Source organism: Sphingobacterium sp. Mn56C (genome assembly GCF_049319645.1).
In the GTDB taxonomy this organism is placed as follows: domain Bacteria; phylum Bacteroidota; class Bacteroidia; order Sphingobacteriales; family Sphingobacteriaceae; genus Sphingobacterium.
Genome location: NZ_JBMOUC010000001.1, coordinates 1,024,748 through 1,040,420, shown reverse-complemented (window position 1 = coordinate 1,040,420; position 15,673 = coordinate 1,024,748). Strand labels below are relative to the sequence as shown.

General features: G+C 43.8%; 13 protein-coding genes and 1 riboswitch. Of the genes, 4 read left to right on the top strand and 9 right to left on the bottom strand.

Annotated features, from left to right (window positions below):
• The first annotated feature begins 108 nt into the window (after positions 1–108).
• A complete protein-coding gene (locus tag ACL9RF_RS04415) occupies positions 109–1,740 on the top strand; it encodes an ABC-F family ATP-binding cassette domain-containing protein (protein WP_422799381.1) in 1,632 nt (543 codons plus the stop codon).
• Between the two features lie 518 nt (positions 1,741–2,258).
• Positions 2,259–2,732 (top strand): GNAT family N-acetyltransferase, encoded by a 474-nt coding sequence (locus tag ACL9RF_RS04410; protein WP_422799380.1) that lies wholly within the window; start codon positions 2,259–2,261, stop codon positions 2,730–2,732.
• 197 nt (positions 2,733–2,929) lie between these two features.
• Here the strand turns inward: ACL9RF_RS04410 and ACL9RF_RS04405 are convergent, their stop codons facing one another.
• From ACL9RF_RS04405 to thiS, 9 genes are all read right to left on the bottom strand, one after another.
• Positions 2,930–3,934, bottom strand: coding sequence for a quinone oxidoreductase family protein (locus ACL9RF_RS04405; RefSeq protein ID WP_422799379.1), 1,005 nt, complete (start codon positions 3,932–3,934; stop codon positions 2,930–2,932).
• A gap of 125 nt (positions 3,935–4,059) precedes the next feature.
• Positions 4,060–5,481 carry an aldehyde dehydrogenase family protein gene (locus ACL9RF_RS04400; protein ID WP_422799378.1) on the bottom strand — a complete coding sequence of 474 codons (1,422 nt, stop codon included), beginning with the start codon at positions 5,479–5,481 and terminating at the stop codon, positions 4,060–4,062.
• Positions 5,482–5,673: 192 nt separating this feature from the next.
• Positions 5,674–6,765, bottom strand: coding sequence for a ThiF family adenylyltransferase (locus tag ACL9RF_RS04395; protein ID WP_422799377.1), 1,092 nt, complete (start codon positions 6,763–6,765; stop codon positions 5,674–5,676).
• A 12-nt stretch (positions 6,766–6,777) separates the two neighbouring features.
• Positions 6,778–7,941, bottom strand: coding sequence for a 2-iminoacetate synthase ThiH (gene thiH, locus ACL9RF_RS04390; RefSeq protein WP_422799376.1), 1,164 nt, complete (start codon positions 7,939–7,941; stop codon positions 6,778–6,780).
• A gap of 14 nt (positions 7,942–7,955) precedes the next feature.
• A complete protein-coding gene (locus ACL9RF_RS04385; protein WP_422799375.1) occupies positions 7,956–8,735 on the bottom strand; it encodes a thiazole synthase in 780 nt (259 codons plus the stop codon).
• Positions 8,736–8,742: 7 nt separating this feature from the next.
• Positions 8,743–9,369, bottom strand: a complete 627-nt coding sequence (locus ACL9RF_RS04380; RefSeq protein ID WP_422799374.1) for a thiamine phosphate synthase — start codon at positions 9,367–9,369, stop codon at positions 8,743–8,745.
• Positions 9,354–9,971, bottom strand: a complete 618-nt coding sequence (locus ACL9RF_RS04375; protein ID WP_422799373.1) for a hypothetical protein — start codon at positions 9,969–9,971, stop codon at positions 9,354–9,356. Before ACL9RF_RS04375 ends, ACL9RF_RS04380 begins: the two co-directional genes overlap by 16 nt.
• Before the next feature lie 12 nt (positions 9,972–9,983).
• The gene (gene thiC, locus ACL9RF_RS04370; protein ID WP_422799372.1) at positions 9,984–11,828 is read right to left on the bottom strand and encodes a phosphomethylpyrimidine synthase ThiC; all 1,845 of its coding nucleotides are present in this window, start codon (positions 11,826–11,828) and stop codon (positions 9,984–9,986) included.
• A gap of 3 nt (positions 11,829–11,831) precedes the next feature.
• Positions 11,832–12,035, bottom strand: a complete 204-nt coding sequence (thiS, locus tag ACL9RF_RS04365; protein ID WP_422799371.1) for a sulfur carrier protein ThiS — start codon at positions 12,033–12,035, stop codon at positions 11,832–11,834.
• A gap of 107 nt (positions 12,036–12,142) precedes the next feature.
• A riboswitch (TPP riboswitch) is annotated at positions 12,143–12,232 on the bottom strand.
• Between the two features lie 860 nt (positions 12,233–13,092).
• Between thiS and ACL9RF_RS04360 the strand changes: the two genes are divergently transcribed.
• Positions 13,093–13,272 carry a hypothetical protein gene (locus ACL9RF_RS04360; protein WP_422799370.1) on the top strand — a complete coding sequence of 60 codons (180 nt, stop codon included), beginning with the start codon at positions 13,093–13,095 and terminating at the stop codon, positions 13,270–13,272.
• 17 nt (positions 13,273–13,289) lie between these two features.
• Positions 13,290–14,945, top strand: a complete 1,656-nt coding sequence (locus tag ACL9RF_RS04355; protein ID WP_422799369.1) for a hypothetical protein — start codon at positions 13,290–13,292, stop codon at positions 14,943–14,945.
• Positions 14,946–15,673 lie beyond the last annotated feature (728 nt).

Genomic DNA, 15,673 nt, shown 5'->3' with positions numbered 1-15,673 from the left:
TATGTGATATTATAAGCATTACACAATCTAATTGCTAAAAATAATAGTATTCTAAATAATTAAATATCAAGTACTTAACTGCCTTTTTTGGCAGTTTTAATTAATTTTATGGTCAACGTAAATAATATTTCTGTTTCTTTTGGAGGAACCACGCTGTTCAGCGATGTTTCCTTTTCAATAAACGAGAACGATAAAATTGCCCTTATGGGTAAAAATGGTGCCGGAAAGTCTACCCTATTGAAAATTATTGCCGGTGCAGGAAAACCAACAACAGGCAATATTTCGGGACCTAAAGAAGCGGTTATTGCCTATTTACCCCAGCATTTACTTACGGAAGATAATGTAACGGTATTCGAGGAAACTGCCAAAGCCTTCGAGGAGGTCTATAAAATGCGCGATGAGCTGGAAGAGTTAAACGAGCAGCTCAACATCCGTACCGATTATGAAAGCGACGATTACATGAAGCTTATCGAGCGTGTATCCGAGCTTAGCGAGAAGTTTTATTCTATCGAAGAGACCAACTATGATGCGGAGGTAGAAAAGGTATTAAAAGGATTGGGTTTTGACCGTAGCGACTTTACGCGGCAGACATCGGAATTCTCCGGGGGTTGGCGTATGCGTATTGAGCTGGCGAAAATATTATTAAAAAAACCGGACCTTATTCTTTTGGATGAACCTACCAACCATATGGATATCGAGAGTATACAATGGTTAGAAGACTTTTTGGTAAACGCTGCAAAAGCGGTGATTGTAATCTCGCACGACCGTGCATTTGTAGATAACATCACCAACCGTACGATCGAAGTTACCATGGGGCGTATATACGACTACAAAGCAAAATATAGCCACTACCTTGAGCTGCGCAAAGAACGCCGCCAGCATCAGCAGAAGGCATACGAGGAACAGCAGCGCTTTATTGCCGACAACCAGGAGTTTATAGATCGTTTTCGCGGTACCTATTCCAAAACACTGCAGGTGCAATCGCGCGTTAAAATGCTGGAGAAACTAGAGGTTATTCAAATTGATGAGGTAGACACCTCTGCCCTACGGTTAAAGTTTCCGCCTTCACCCCGTTCAGGGCAGTATCCTGTTATTGTAGAAGAGCTGACAAAAAAATATGGCGACCATACCGTTTTCGAGAAGGCTTCGATGGTAATTGAGCGTGGCGAGAAAGTCGCTTTTGTCGGTAAAAATGGCGAGGGTAAATCGACGATGATTAAAGCGATTATGGGCGAGATTGATTTTGAAGGTTCCTTAAAAGTAGGCCATAATGCCAAGATAGGATACTTTGCACAAAATCAGGCCGCCTTATTGGATGGGGAGCTTACCGTATTCGAAACAATAGATCAAATTGCCGTTGGCGATGTGCGTGTTAAAATTAAAGATCTTTTAGGGGCATTTATGTTTAGTGGTGATGATACCACTAAAAAAGTAAAAGTACTTTCCGGAGGTGAAAAAACACGTTTGGCGATGATAAAATTATTGCTAGAACCGGTAAACGTACTTATTCTGGATGAACCTACCAACCACTTGGATATGAAAACCAAGGATATTATTAAAGATGCCTTGCAAGATTTTGATGGCACGCTGATATTGGTGTCGCACGACAGGGACTTCTTGGATGGCTTAGCCAATAAGGTTTTTGAATTTGGCAATAAAAGGGTACGTGAGCATTTTGAAGATATTAAAGGCTTCCTGGAGTACAAGAAGATGAATAGCTTGAAGGATATCGAGAAATAAGGGCTGCCTTAAGGCTTTCTTACAGCCTTAAGCCATCATCCCCATAACCCTACAGATTTAGTTGGCGCTTACGCTTAGTAACTAAACCTGTAGGGTTTAATTTAAATATGCTGCCGTTATTTCTAAGGCAAAAAACCACTATACCTTTACGCCGCTGCAACTACAAGGCCGACAGCATAAATTACAACGCCGGAAAAACGATTTTCCAAGCCTATATATTCGTTTATTTTACCGGTATAAAAAAAATACGACCCGCATAGGCCTCCCCTATAGCAGTCCCCATTCAGGTATTATAAAAACCCATTATACACGGCTCTGTTTGGCAACAGGTAACAGCTAAGCAGATGAATACCATAAGAATCGGCAAACAAACTGGAACGTTATATGCCAGTGCTAGTCACAAGAAAGCCTAAGTTAATTTGTCGTAATACATCAACAAATTGTCAGTTTACATTTCTATAAACCCATTAAATTTGCGTTGAACTAAAATCCAAATCACCAAAAAGCAAGTCAGCAACATGCGCAATACACCAACCCTAACCCTAGTAAATTACGAAAAAAAATACTACAGTCAGCTCAAAGCATTGACACTGGAATGGCTGGAAAAATACCTAACCGTAGAACCAGAAGACGAGAAGTTTATAGAAAATCCCGAAGAATATGTACTCCAGAAAGGCGGCTTTATTTATATCGCCCTTTACAATAATGAAGTAATCGGAACCGTATCCCTATACAAGGTTACAGCGCATCAATATGAACTCGCCAAACTGGCCATTACCGAAAAATACAAAGGATTAGGATTCGGCAAAGCTTTAGTAGAGTTTGCTATACAGAAAGCAAAATCCTTACAAGCCAGAGAACTGGTATTATACACCACAAAACGACTAGCAGCGGCCTATAACCTATACCTTACATACGGCTTTGTAGACAGCAGTAAGGCGCAAAAATACCTAGAATCAGACAGCTATATGGTTTTAAAACTTCAATCATAGCACAGAAAGAACATACAATACAGCAGCATTAAGGCGTTACTTGAGTACCTAACTATTCAAACCAAAGCCCTAAATGCTGCCGCTATAGCTAACAAACGGCAAGAACGCCGTACCGCCAGGCTACTGTTTTTTATTTTCACCTATAAACAAACCGGCATTGACCCGCACCATACATAAAACAGGGAAACGCAGAAAAACTAAGCAACCGACATCACCAACTTTTTACCCCTAGCGTCATTGTTTTCCATAAGCAGGTGCGCCTGCTGCACCGTTTGCACCGTTAAGCCCCCAATACATTTAACCTGAAGCGGTGAGATCGCCTTATTTTCTATCGCCGCAAAAAGACTCCGTAGTCCATCGCCATAAGAAGCAAAGCCAGACACGCCCTTATGCAAAGCCATGGCATAATTGGCAATATGCATACACGAAGCCGCTTTATCAAACAACAAGGCCCGAGCCTTATCCGTTGTAAAAGACGTTACATCAACATACGTACCAAAGACATCCAATACTTCAGCACAAGTCTCAGACAGTGCACCCCCGACCAAATCAATAACATACTGAAAAACACCATGGCGCTGCAGCAGTGTCTCCCGCACCGGTTCAGTGTTATAGTTTATGATGCAAGCAGGAGATAAACCTAAAGACTGCAGATCAGCAATACGCGCTTCATTAGCCGCAGTAGTATAAATCCTATCAACAGCCGCCGCCTTCAGCAAACGTATAACCATCGATCCTACAGCACCAGATCCACCCGTTATGAAAACAGCCGCATCTGTAGGCAGCTGCAAGCGACTTACACATTGCAAAGCCGTTAAACCTACCATAGGTAAAGCCGCTGCTTCCTCAAAACTCAGCTGCTCCGGAATTTTCGCCAGCAAGGCTTCAGGCACAGCGATACGCTGCGCATAAGTGCCATTAGAGGCTAAGCTGCCTACATAAGCTGCAACAGCATCCCCAACTTCGAACTGCTTCACAGCAGCACCAACAGCAATGACTTGGCCAGCAAACTCACGTCCTAAAATCGGTGAATGTAAGAGCTTACTTTCCGTAGAACCCATTCGCATTTGGTAATCAATCGGATTAAAAGCCGTTGCCTTAATCTGTACTAAAACAGAAAAATCATCAAGAACGGGCTCCTCCACTGTCTTTAAACTAAAATTTTCAACGCCACCAAAATTATGCAGTACAATAGCATCCATGTATCAATCGTATGTTAAGATTCGTAAAAAAAGCAATGTACTCTTTTTAAACAAAAAAAAGGAGGCTATTGTAAAATAACCTCCCCCTTAAAAAGCTCCTTCAAGGAACCTAGACCTACCTAAACCTAACCTAAACCCAATACAGCCTTCGGTTCCAAGTAAGCTTCCAAGCCAAAAGCACCATACTCACGGCCAATACCAGATTGCTTAAATCCACCAAAAGGCAATAAAGAATCGTGTGCCAAGCCATTCACACAAACCCTTCCTGCATCCAGCTGCGCAGCAACACGATACGCATGATCCTGATCCGCCGAAGCAACATAAGCAGCTAACCCATACGGACTATCATTTGCTATAGCTATGGCATCCTCTTCATTATCATACGGTATAATCGACAGTACAGGGCCAAAAATCTCCTCCTGCGCAATACGCATGCTGTTGTTTACCCCCGTAAATACCGTAGCCTGCACAAAATTACCCGCTTCCAATCCCGAAGGTTTACCAAGGCCACCCGCCAACAACTGCGCTCCCTCTGCGATTCCAATTCCAATATACTCCTGTACACGTTCAAACTGCTTCACACTAACCATAGGTCCGATTTGCGTATCCATATCACGCGGATCAGCCACCTTAGTGCCGTCGATAATACGTTTCACAATTGCATTAACCTCATTTAATTTTTCTTTAGGAACCAATAAACGCGTTGCCGCCGCACAAGCCTGTCCAGAATTTAAAAATGCCGCCGCTACCGCTACCGGCAATACCGATTCAAGATCCGCATCTGGAAGAATAATATTCGGCGATTTTCCCCCCAGCTCCAACGTTACCCTTTTCATCGTATCCACTGCACCTTTAGCGATCAGTTTACCCACACCCGTAGAGCCGGTAAAAGATATTTTAGAAATCCCCGGATTGCGTGTAATCTCCGCACCCACAACATCACCAAGGCCATTTACAAAATTAATAACACCCTTTGGCAACCCCGCTTCATGGAAAACTTCCGCAATAAGCTGCGTTTGCTGTGCGCTCATCTCACTCGGTTTTATAACCACCGTACAGCCCGCAGCAATGGCCGTTGCCACTTTGGTTACGATAAAACCATTGCTCATATTCCACGGAATAATAATACCAGCTACACCAACGCCCTGTAGATGCACCGTTCCCGTTCCAATTTTACGCGTTAGCTCAAAATCCTTTAACGTATCGATCATCGCGTTAAAATCATGTGCAGCAAATTGGATAATCATAGTACAAAACTGCAAAGTACCGCCATATTCCTGCACCATAACATCAATTAACTCCTGCTGTCTACGGATAAAAGCATCCCTTAATTTTTCCAGGTAAGTAATACGTTCCGCCTTGGAGGTTTTTGCAAAATGTTTAAATGCTGCCTGCGCCGCATGCACGGCATGCTGCACATCGCGTTCATCCCCTAACCGTACTTGAGCAGCTAGTGTATTATCAATAGGACTGTATAAATCCAATACCTGCGTACCATGTGGCGTTACAAACGCTCCGTCGATGTAGATTTTATCAATTACTTTCATATGTTCTTTTTTTATTACATCAAAGTTCAGGAACATTGATGGCAAGTAATTTTCTCTACGGCTCAACTTTTATTTGCCTAAAAGCTCAGGGACAAACAAGGTAAGTCACTATAATATTTAAATTCCAGTCATAAACCCAACCGAAACCCAACCTAAACCTAGACCTAAACCTAGACCTAAACTAACTGAAAGCTATAGGACATGGTAAAAACAAGGCATAAATGCCTTAAGCCAGGTACAAGCTATTCTGCTACGCTTTGCTGTAGGGCATACAAAAACGATATGCCGTTTTTCATGGTATAGCTGTTCCCTCCATACCTTAGGAAGATCATACAGCGGAATATTCCAGGTCGACAAAGGCTGCTCGGCATGTGCATAAATCTCCTGCACATCAATACAAACCGCCTGTCCACGCTGCAACCACTGGTTAAGTCTTTCGGTATCCACAGCAGCAGCAACAGCTTCTACCTGCTGTTGTTCGGTTGCCCCCTCCTCTGGCATGGCTGTGTCAAACTGTAGACTACGATAGCTATTTTCAAAGGCATTGTACAACAGCAGCTTCCCTGCGAAGGTTTTACCTATTCGGGCGCAGATTTTCAGCACCTCATTAGCCATTAATGCCCCTGTAACGGCCACCAATGGGCTCCAAACGCCGTCGCCACCGTTACTACAGCTCCCCTGATCACTAGCTTCCGGAAATATATCGCTATACTGCTTTTGTGTATGGTAGTTAAAAACGGCCAGCTGAGCCTCCCAAGCACCAAGAGCCCCCATCACCAAAGGCAGCTGCCACTGCTGTGCCAAAGCCGCCAGCCTATACTTACTCCCAAAATTATCCGTACCATCGACCAGTACCGTTGCCGTTTGCAGCCAAGGCATGTCGCTGTCCCCATCCATGTATGCGCATATCGGCTGCACAATATCTTTTTGATAGCGGGTATTGATTTGCTCGGCAAGGACTTGTGCTTTAAATTTTCCGATATCAGCTAAGCCAAAGCTAGCTTGACGTGCTAAATTGGATAGCTCTACGGTATCGCCATCTAGCAGTATAATTTTACCGATGCCAGCAGCAGCGATATACGGAAGTATCGCGCTGCCCAGGCCACCAGCACCGACGACGACGACTTGGGCACACTGCAGCCGTTCTTGGCCTTGAAGACCAAATTCTGGTAGTAGTATTTGTCTTTTATATTGTTCCATTGGCTTGAGGTTTAGGTTTAGGTTGAGGTTTAGGTTTAGGTTGAGGTTTAGGTTTAGGTTTAGGTTGAGATTTAGGCTTTGCATGTTCAACAGATTTTAGATAGGATATTCTGATGCCGCTGGTATTTCAGCTGTTGCCTGTATAGGTTCCCAATTTTTCCATACCGCCTCATAGCCATGTGCTTCTATACGTTCGAGCATTTCCTGCGGACTACGTTCGTCGGATATTTCAAACTGCTCCAGCGTTTGTGGATCCACCGCATAACCTCCAGGATTTGTTTTCGAGCCCGCACTTAAGCTCGTTATTCCCAGCGGTATAACATGATCCCTAAACAAGGGCTGCTCGCGTGTGGAGAGCGACAATTCGACGGTAGGATTCAACAGCCTATAAGCGCATATAAGCTGCAGCAAAGCACGATTATCCATATCAAAATTATTCGGCAGCAGGCGGTTGTCTTCACCATCTTCCCAATATATAGGACGTAAGCGTGGGAACGATATGGAGTATAAGGTTTTCCAGTATGTCTCCTCCAGGTATTGCATGTGCAGCGCCGTAAAGAAACTCTCTACCCGCCAGTCCTCTAATCCGATAAGCGCGCCCAATCCGATTTTGTGTATGCCGGCTTTCCCTAAGCGATCGGGTGTATCCAGGCGGAAGTCGAAATTCGATTTCTTCCCTTTGGGATGGTAGTCTTTATAAACCTCGCGGTGATACGTTTCCTGATACACCAATACGGCATATATGCCCTCGGAAATCAGGAGCTCATATTCAGCTTGCAATAATGGCTGTACCTCGATGGAAATATTGGCAAACAAGGGCTTCAATAGTCTTATGGCATTTTGTAAATAAGCTACCCCCACTGTTTTATGCGCTTCACCGGTTACCAGCAACACATGGTCGTACCCCATGGCCTTCAGTGCCTGCGCCTCTAGCAAAATCTCCGCATCATTTAAGGTACGCCGTGGAATCTTATTGTCCATGCTAAAGGCACAGTAAGTGCAAATATTCTGGCATTCATTGCTCAGGTATAAGGGAGCATAAAGCTGTATCGTCTTTCCGAAACGCTGCTGCGTTAAAGCCCTACTCTGCTGGGCCATTTCCTCCAAAAAGGGTGCTGCAGCCGGCGAAATAAGCGCTTTAAAATCTTCGATAGTACGGTGCGTCTTGGCTAATGCCGCACGTACATCGCTATCCCGCTTCGTATAGATACTCGCGTACACCTGCTCCCAGCGGTATTGTGTGAATATAGATTGAAACATAGTAGTACCTTATCTTACTGCAAAAATGCGGTTAAAGGCGAACTCTCCTCGGCAGTTTGCGATGCCTGGGGCAACCCCAGTTCGAAAGCCTTACGACCAGCCTCCACCGCCCATTTGAATGCTAGACCCATTTGCACCGGATCCGAAGCCACGGCAATAGCCGTATTTACCAATACGGCATCGGCCCCCATCTCCATAACCCTGGCGGCATGCGATGGCGCCCCCAATCCGGCATCTACAACCACAGGTACCTGTGCCTGCTCTATAATAATACGCAGAAACTCCTCGGTCAATATGCCCCTGTTACTACCAATAGGTGCCGCTAAAGGCATAACCGCGGCAGCACCAACCTGCGCTAGGCGCTTACATAACACCGGGTCGGCATGCACATAGGGCAGCACAATAAAGCCCTCTTTAACCAAAATCTCCGTAGCCTTTAATGTCTCTACCGGATCAGGCATAAGGTACTTCGGGTCGGGGTGTATTTCCAGTTTCAGCCAATTCGTCTGCATCGCTTCACGCGCAAGTTGAGCAGCAAAAACAGCCTCTTTGGCATCCCGGGCCCCGGAGGTATTGGGTAGCAATTGAATACCCCGCTGCGGCGCTACCGGCTGCGGAATATGCCGCAGTATATTACCCTCAGTTTCATGATTTAGCTGCATTCTTTTTAGCGCTACAGTTACCATTTCCGTGGCGGTAACCTGCATGGTATCTGCCATAACCTTTAGGCTACCAAACTTCCCTGTTCCTAAAAACAAACGGGAACTAAATATTTGATCTGCAATTTTTAACATCCTAATCTTATAAAGTGTTTAAATACCGAAGTAACTGTTTAATCTCGGTTGCGGTACTATTCAGCAAACCGCCAGACATAGCCAATCCATATAGACCGCTATCCAACAATATATTAGCATCATTTATCTGCACTCCGCCAATAGCTATCACAGGAACATTGGCAGTTATTTGCGTTTTTAAAAGGGCCTGGTATCCGGATAAGCCCAAGACAGGGCTTAATTTTTTTTTCGTCGACGTATAGGTAAAAGGCCCTAAACCAATATAATCGCAATTCTCCTGTACCCGCTGCTGCAGGTCGGCCAACGTATTTGCGGTACCTCCAATTATGGTATCAGGCTGCAACATGTCTCGGGCAATGCTTACTGCAGTATCTTCTAACCCCACATGTAAGCCATCGGCATGAAGCTGCCTGCTTAAGTCTACCCGATCATTAATAATCAGCGTAGCCCCATAGACCTTACAACGCTGCTGCACCTCCAACCCGAGATCCAAATAAGCCTCGTTTGTAAAGTCCTTACAGCGCAGCTGTATCCATTTCAAACCGGCATCCAACACAAACTGTATTCCCTGTAACTGCTCTGTAGCAGTACGTCCCTGACTAATATATTGTAAACGTTCTATCTGTTTTGCCATAATGCTTTTATCCCTTTAAAATAAGCTAACGTATCATTCGCATCCCATAAAGCGGAATGCAGAGCGATGCCATCAAAATCGCGCAATACGTCCATTTCATATTGTAAACGCGGCAGCGCGATTCCACCGAGCGCAATACGTTTTGCACGGTTCGACTGTTTAAGTATACACAGCCTTTCTTCCGAAGGCATCGCTGGGTAATTGCTTTTGCTGAGCGATGCAAAGACCGGACTGATAAATACGGCGTCAAAAGCCCCACCTAATGCGGCAAAGCTGTCTGCACTATGTACGGATGTCGATAGCGTATATTTTTCCGCCAGCTTGGGCAACCTAAGGTAAGCGTCGTTACCCAAATATTCCGACTCCTTAAAATGAAAACGCCCGTTATTAAACGGCATATGCCATGCTAAACAATCGGCGGGCCATATCAGGCGCGACTGGTACTCCTCGGGAATATTCGCCCTCCAATAGTCCATATCAGGGGGCCGCAGCTTACGCCGAATATAGAGCGCATCCAAGCCCTCCTCGAAAAGTTCCCGAACAACAGCGCCATCTTTACTGCGCTGTTGTTCGGGTAATACGGCATAAATTAACGATAGCATAACCTATTATTTTTAGCTATACAACGCACCGCCATTCGCTTTAAAAGCAATTGATTTTTCCAACATACCATCCTCCGAGGCCTTACGAATCTCCTGCGTAATTTTCATCGAACAGAATTGAGGTCCACACATGGAGCAGAAGTGCGCAATCTTAGCCCCCTCTGCAGGCAAGGTTTCGTCGTGGAATGATCGAGCCGTATCCGGGTCCAGGGATAAGTTAAACTGATCTTCCCACCGGAATTCAAAGCGTGCCTTACTTAAGGCATTATCCCGGTATTGTGCACCCGGGTGCCCTTTGGCTAAATCTGCCGCATGGGCAGCAAGCTTATACGTAATCACCCCATCTTTAACATCTTTTTTGTTCGGTAAACCGAGGTGTTCCTTTGGCGTCACATAACATAACATCGCCGTGCCAAACCAGCCTATCATCGCAGCACCGATGGCCGAAGTGATATGGTCATAACCCGGGGCAATATCGGTAGTAAGCGGACCCAAGGTATAAAATGGTGCTTCGTGGCATGTTTGAAGCTGCTTGTCCATATTCTCCTTTATGCGATGCATAGGCACATGTCCGGGTCCCTCGACCATCACCTGCACATCATGCTCCCAGGCAATTTTTGTTAACTCACCAAGCGTTTCGAGCTCCGCAAACTGTGCTGCATCATTTGCATCGGCAATACTGCCGGGGCGTAAACCATCGCCCAAGGAGAAAGCCACATCATATTGCTTCATAATCTGACAGATATCCTCGAAGTGGGTATACAGAAAATTCTCCTTATGATGCGATAAACACCATTTCGCCATAATACTGCCGCCACGCGACACAATACCCGTAACGCGTTTCACCGTCAGCGGAATATAGCGCAATAGTACCCCAGCATGAATGGTGAAATACGATACCCCCTGCTCTGCCTGCTCTATCAATGTATCCCTAAAAATCTCCCAGCTAAGGTCTTCCGCCTTACCATTCACCTTTTCCAAGGCTTGATAGATGGGCACCGTACCAATCGGAACAGGAGAATTACGTAATATCCACTCCCGTGTTTCGTGGATATTATTGCCCGTAGAAAGGTCCATTATCGTATCGGCACCCCAACGGCAAGCCCAGACGGCCTTTTCAACCTCTTCTTCAATAGACGATGTAACGGCCGAATTGCCAATATTGGCATTTATTTTTACCAAGAAATTACGCCCAATAATCATAGGTTCCGACTCGGGGTGGTTAATATTATTAGGAATAACCGCTCTTCCTGCAGCAACTTCCTCGCGCACAAATTCGGGGGTTATATGGCTCTTAGGAACCCGCGCACCAAAGCTATTACCTGCATGCTGCTGCAGTAACGTTTTATCCTGTAATGTATCATAAAGTGCATCAATGCGTTGGTTTTCGCGAATAGCGATATACTCCATTTCAGGCGTTATAATTCCCCGCTTCGCGTAATGCATCTGCGACACATTAGCACCCGTTTTTGCACGTAAAGGTTTACGCAAATCCGGAAAACGTATCGCTGTTAAGGAGTCATCCTGCAGGCGCTCCTTGCCATACGCCGAAGTAATGGCTGGCAGCTCCTCAACGTCGCCACGTTCTAAAATCCACGGCCGGCGGATGCAGGGAATACCCGCATAAATATCAACGGTATGCTGCGTATCGGTATATACACCCGTCGTATCGTATACCACCACCGGCGCATTTGGCATTAAAGTACCGTCCATGGTGCGCGTGTCTGCTAGGCTAATCTCGCGCATGGCAACCCTTAAATCCGGGCGGCTGCCCTGCACATAAATTTTACGGGACCCTGAAATCGGCCCTGTAGTAATCCCCTCCTGAGTAGGAAAAAAGTCCTTTTGCTTTGCCATAACCTATCCTCCTTGTGCTGCAGTGATAATTAATACGGAATCGTTTTCCTGCAAGAGGTACGACGATTGACTACTTCGAGGAATTAAGACATCATTTACGGCTACAGCAGTCCCTTGGACGCTACCGTTCAGGAGCTCATCCATCAGTTCGGATAACCGTACCGAAGGCTGCACTTCTCTGCTTTGGTTGTTTACATTAATTTTCATTTCCAAAATGTTTTAACTAATCTTCAGAAATGAACTTGAATATAGAAGGATGGAATTTTAGGTCAGTTCTCAACACATAGACCTACAAAAATACATATGCAACAAGGAAGCTGCACTTCTCTTTTCCCTTCGCCGGTACTAACCGGATCAAGTTCTAAGGGTATAATCTCAGCACTAAGGCACCCCTAAAGATTTTTTTTGCAAGGTCTGTATTATTCATGAAAAAAGCAAATCATAAGCATAAAAAGAAAAATCAGGGTTGCAATTGCGGCGCATAATTTGCCGGGAAAAATACGGCTGCACGCTACTAAACCCTTCCTTAGCTATTCAATTAGGTAAGTTTTAAAATTATATTATTTCTTAAAAAAATATAACAACAGTTCTATCGAAACCCTATTTTAACGGATTTTAATTATCTGTCCACAACTTTTAGCTGTACTTATTCCAGCATTTCACAATTAATTACAACCCACAACTCGGTTCTCATTATTTTATAAACAATACGGGTTATTAAACGGACAAGAAAAATGTTTGCAACTACCCCTATAAGGTCCTATCAAAGCTACCTCATCGCAAAGAAGTTGAATGCAGCTGCTCAAAAGATAATAAGCAAGCATATCACCTTACTAAACTGCTTTCATTTATCCCAAAAAGTCATCTAATTAAGCTGTCCGATATGCCCTGTATAAATTAAGATTTCTTAAATACTCCAAAATTTTAATGCTCCAATACATAGAGCTAGACAACAAGTTTTTTCTACTGAAAGGTTTATTTTTATCTTAATACGTAATATTTAGTAACGATTAGTCTACATATTTTCTATTTAATAAAGCATACAACTCCTAACTCCGCATATATTTACAATCAAAATAAACATAACCCTTAAGAAATAAAAAATATACAGTCCATACAGGGCGTAAAAGACCTGATAAAATACATCATAGAAAAAAAGGCCAGTGTATACCAGCAAAATGCTTTAAAAGTGGCTTATAATTTAAGTTTTTAAAGAAAAAATAACCCTAAAAGAACTAAAAATATGAATACAAATACCAAAAACATGGAAAAAACAAAGGCAAAGGAAAAGACCTACCAAAGCCCTGTCATAGCCATCACACGCATAGGCTTAGAAGGCGGTTTTGCCATAGAATCTGCCCCCTTAAATCCGACATCTGAATTTGGGGAAATTGTAACGGAATGGGAACAAGGGGAAGATGTAAGCACAACAATAGAATGGTAACCTAAAAAACAATTATTATGAATATTTTGAAACTCAACCTAGGGATACAACAATTCCATAACACAGGCCATCTTATACCAGCAGTTCTGCTGTTGTGCAGCCTGTTAGCGTTTTCCTGCGCCAAACAGGAGGACAAAAACTATAATCCCGACGATAATGGAAGGGTTAAGGTGCGCATCAGCAGAGCCAGCTTCGACGACGAAATTAATTTCAAGTCGGGCAGCACTCCCTTTACCGATTACCCTTTGTCAAACCAACAAACCGTATCCGTAGATTTTAATGCAGACTACTACCTGACAGCCACACTAACACCAGAACCGAGCCAAAAAGCGGACAAAAACCCGTCCACAAAAGCCGATATTATAATAGATCTCCTAGAAAATAACGTCAAATACAAAATCGTAGTCTTTGACCCGAATGGCGGTTATGTAACCGAAAAAAACTACAGCCATCAAAATGAAGACACCGAAGGAGACCTGCTATTAGATGAATACAAGGAATACACTTTTATCGCCTACTCCATAAACAGCAGCAGCACAGCGCCACCAGACATGACCTTTACCAACCCCAATGTCAAAACATTAGCCACCGCAAGGGTGTCCGTACCCGGAAATGCAGATTTTATGTACTTTAAAAAGAAGCTAACGCTGGTTGCCAATACCACTAACTACTTAGAAGTAGCGTTTAAACACCTATTCAGCGAGATAACCACAAAAATTGATGTCAGCGCAACTGGCTATACCCTGACCGCATTTGAAGCAACCATCAGTCCGCATAAAAACTCCGCAAATATTTCGCTAGCAAGTGCTGCTATAACCAGGCCTGTAGCAAATGTTACAGCACCCGTTTTGTTTACACCAAACCCAACAAACTCGGTAACGACCTTGATAAACTCCCCAGAAAATACCAATACGACACTTACGGTAAGCAAAATTACCGTCGGAGAGATTACCGAGACCAATCTTCCAGCGATTACAAACCTTAAAATTACACCCGGTGTAAGGTACAACCTAACCCTAAAAATCACGCCAAACGATAAATACCTGGTACACCAAGGTAGACCCGCAGCACAGATCGGCGGACAAATATGGGCGCTGCATAATGTTGGTGTCGCAATAAATCAAGACCCTAATCAAAGCCCAATCACTTCCCAGCTGCATGGTAACTATTATCAGTTTGGCCGCCTCCCCGCTGTTGCTGGACCAACAAGCATTACCGAAAACTCAAATTGGAACGCCACAGCTGCCCCCTACACGGCATGGAATACCGGAACAGAGCTCGCACCAGTTAAAACGGCCACCGACCCCTGTCCTGCAGGATTTAGGGTACCCACAAGAATGCAAATGGCGCAATTAGTAGCCAATATTACCCCAACAAACAGAGGAAGTTTTGCTGAAAGTAACACCCATTATAATGCAGCAAAAGTATTAACCAGCAAAAGAAATAAAAACATATGGCTGGTACTACCTGCACAGGGAATAATGAATACGAATAGCACAGGAAATGAGCCAGTTGGTTTACAGAATCGTGGGAGCTGGGCAAACTACTACACAAGCTCTGCAAGTTCTGCCGGTTTTTGGCGCTTAACAGCTTTGGAAACAACTTTTGAGTTAACGCTACTAACCGATGGTTTTTTACAGCAAAGTCGACCACTGCGATGCATTGCGGAATAACCGCCGACTGTTAACAGCCTTATATTTTTAGCAGGATGCCCGTTTTTGGAATTTATAACCCTGGCTGTCTCTAAAAGACTCACAAAAAACAGTAAAAGAAAGAATAAGGTTAAGCTACTTTGATAACAAAATAACAACATAACAACAAGGAAAAGAGAAGAAAGCCCTAAAAAGCAATCTTCTCTTTTTTTGTTGAAACAAGTCCAAAGCATTATCCCCTACAACAAACCAATACCCTCCCCCCCCCAAAAAAAGCATAGTGCTGCGCACGAAAAAACTATCTTCCATAAAAAGAGCCCAAATATTTTTAGCGCCCTAAACCCATTTCCTTGCTGTATTTGAATGCTTCCGGGTAGAACTACACAAATAATCCATTCTCCAAGGTTTAAATCTGTGACCTTTGCACTCTTTTTTTAGGGGCTAAGGCCTATAAACTTTTTTTTACCAGCCACATCACTAGAAAAACCAGCAAAATCACCATACAACAACACTTTTACTCTCCTACAGCATTAAAAATTAAAAAAACACACAGCTAGAGATAAAATACAGCTGAATTAAGTGCACCACAACACGTTTAAAGAAACAAATTACGCCAACAAGCAATATTTAGTAACGATTAGTCTACATATTTTCTATTTAATAAAGCATACAACTCCTAACTCCGCATATATTTACAATCAAAATAAACATAACCCTAAAGAAATAAAAAATATACAGTCCATACAGAG

Bases quoted from the DNA above. Each gene is read 5' to 3' on its own strand.
- ACL9RF_RS04415 (WP_422799381.1), top strand. From the start codon at position 109: ATGGTCAACGTAAATAATATTTCTGTTTCTTTTGGAGGAACCACGCTG.
- ACL9RF_RS04410 (WP_422799380.1), top strand. From the start codon at position 2,259: ATGCGCAATACACCAACCCTAACCCTAGTAAATTACGAAAAAAAATAC.
- ACL9RF_RS04405 (WP_422799379.1), bottom strand. From the start codon at position 3,934: ATGGATGCTATTGTACTGCATAATTTTGGTGGCGTTGAAAATTTTAGT.
- ACL9RF_RS04400 (WP_422799378.1), bottom strand. From the start codon at position 5,481: ATGAAAGTAATTGATAAAATCTACATCGACGGAGCGTTTGTAACGCCA.
- ACL9RF_RS04395 (WP_422799377.1), bottom strand. From the start codon at position 6,765: ATGCAAAGCCTAAATCTCAACCTAAACCTAAACCTAAACCTCAACCTA.
- thiH (WP_422799376.1), bottom strand. From the start codon at position 7,941: ATGTTTCAATCTATATTCACACAATACCGCTGGGAGCAGGTGTACGCG.
- ACL9RF_RS04385 (WP_422799375.1), bottom strand. From the start codon at position 8,735: ATGTTAAAAATTGCAGATCAAATATTTAGTTCCCGTTTGTTTTTAGGA.
- ACL9RF_RS04380 (WP_422799374.1), bottom strand. From the start codon at position 9,369: ATGGCAAAACAGATAGAACGTTTACAATATATTAGTCAGGGACGTACT.
- ACL9RF_RS04375 (WP_422799373.1), bottom strand. From the start codon at position 9,971: ATGCTATCGTTAATTTATGCCGTATTACCCGAACAACAGCGCAGTAAA.
- thiC (WP_422799372.1), bottom strand. From the start codon at position 11,828: ATGGCAAAGCAAAAGGACTTTTTTCCTACTCAGGAGGGGATTACTACA.
- thiS (WP_422799371.1), bottom strand. From the start codon at position 12,035: ATGAAAATTAATGTAAACAACCAAAGCAGAGAAGTGCAGCCTTCGGTA.
- ACL9RF_RS04360 (WP_422799370.1), top strand. From the start codon at position 13,093: ATGGAAAAAACAAAGGCAAAGGAAAAGACCTACCAAAGCCCTGTCATA.
- ACL9RF_RS04355 (WP_422799369.1), top strand. From the start codon at position 13,290: ATGAATATTTTGAAACTCAACCTAGGGATACAACAATTCCATAACACA.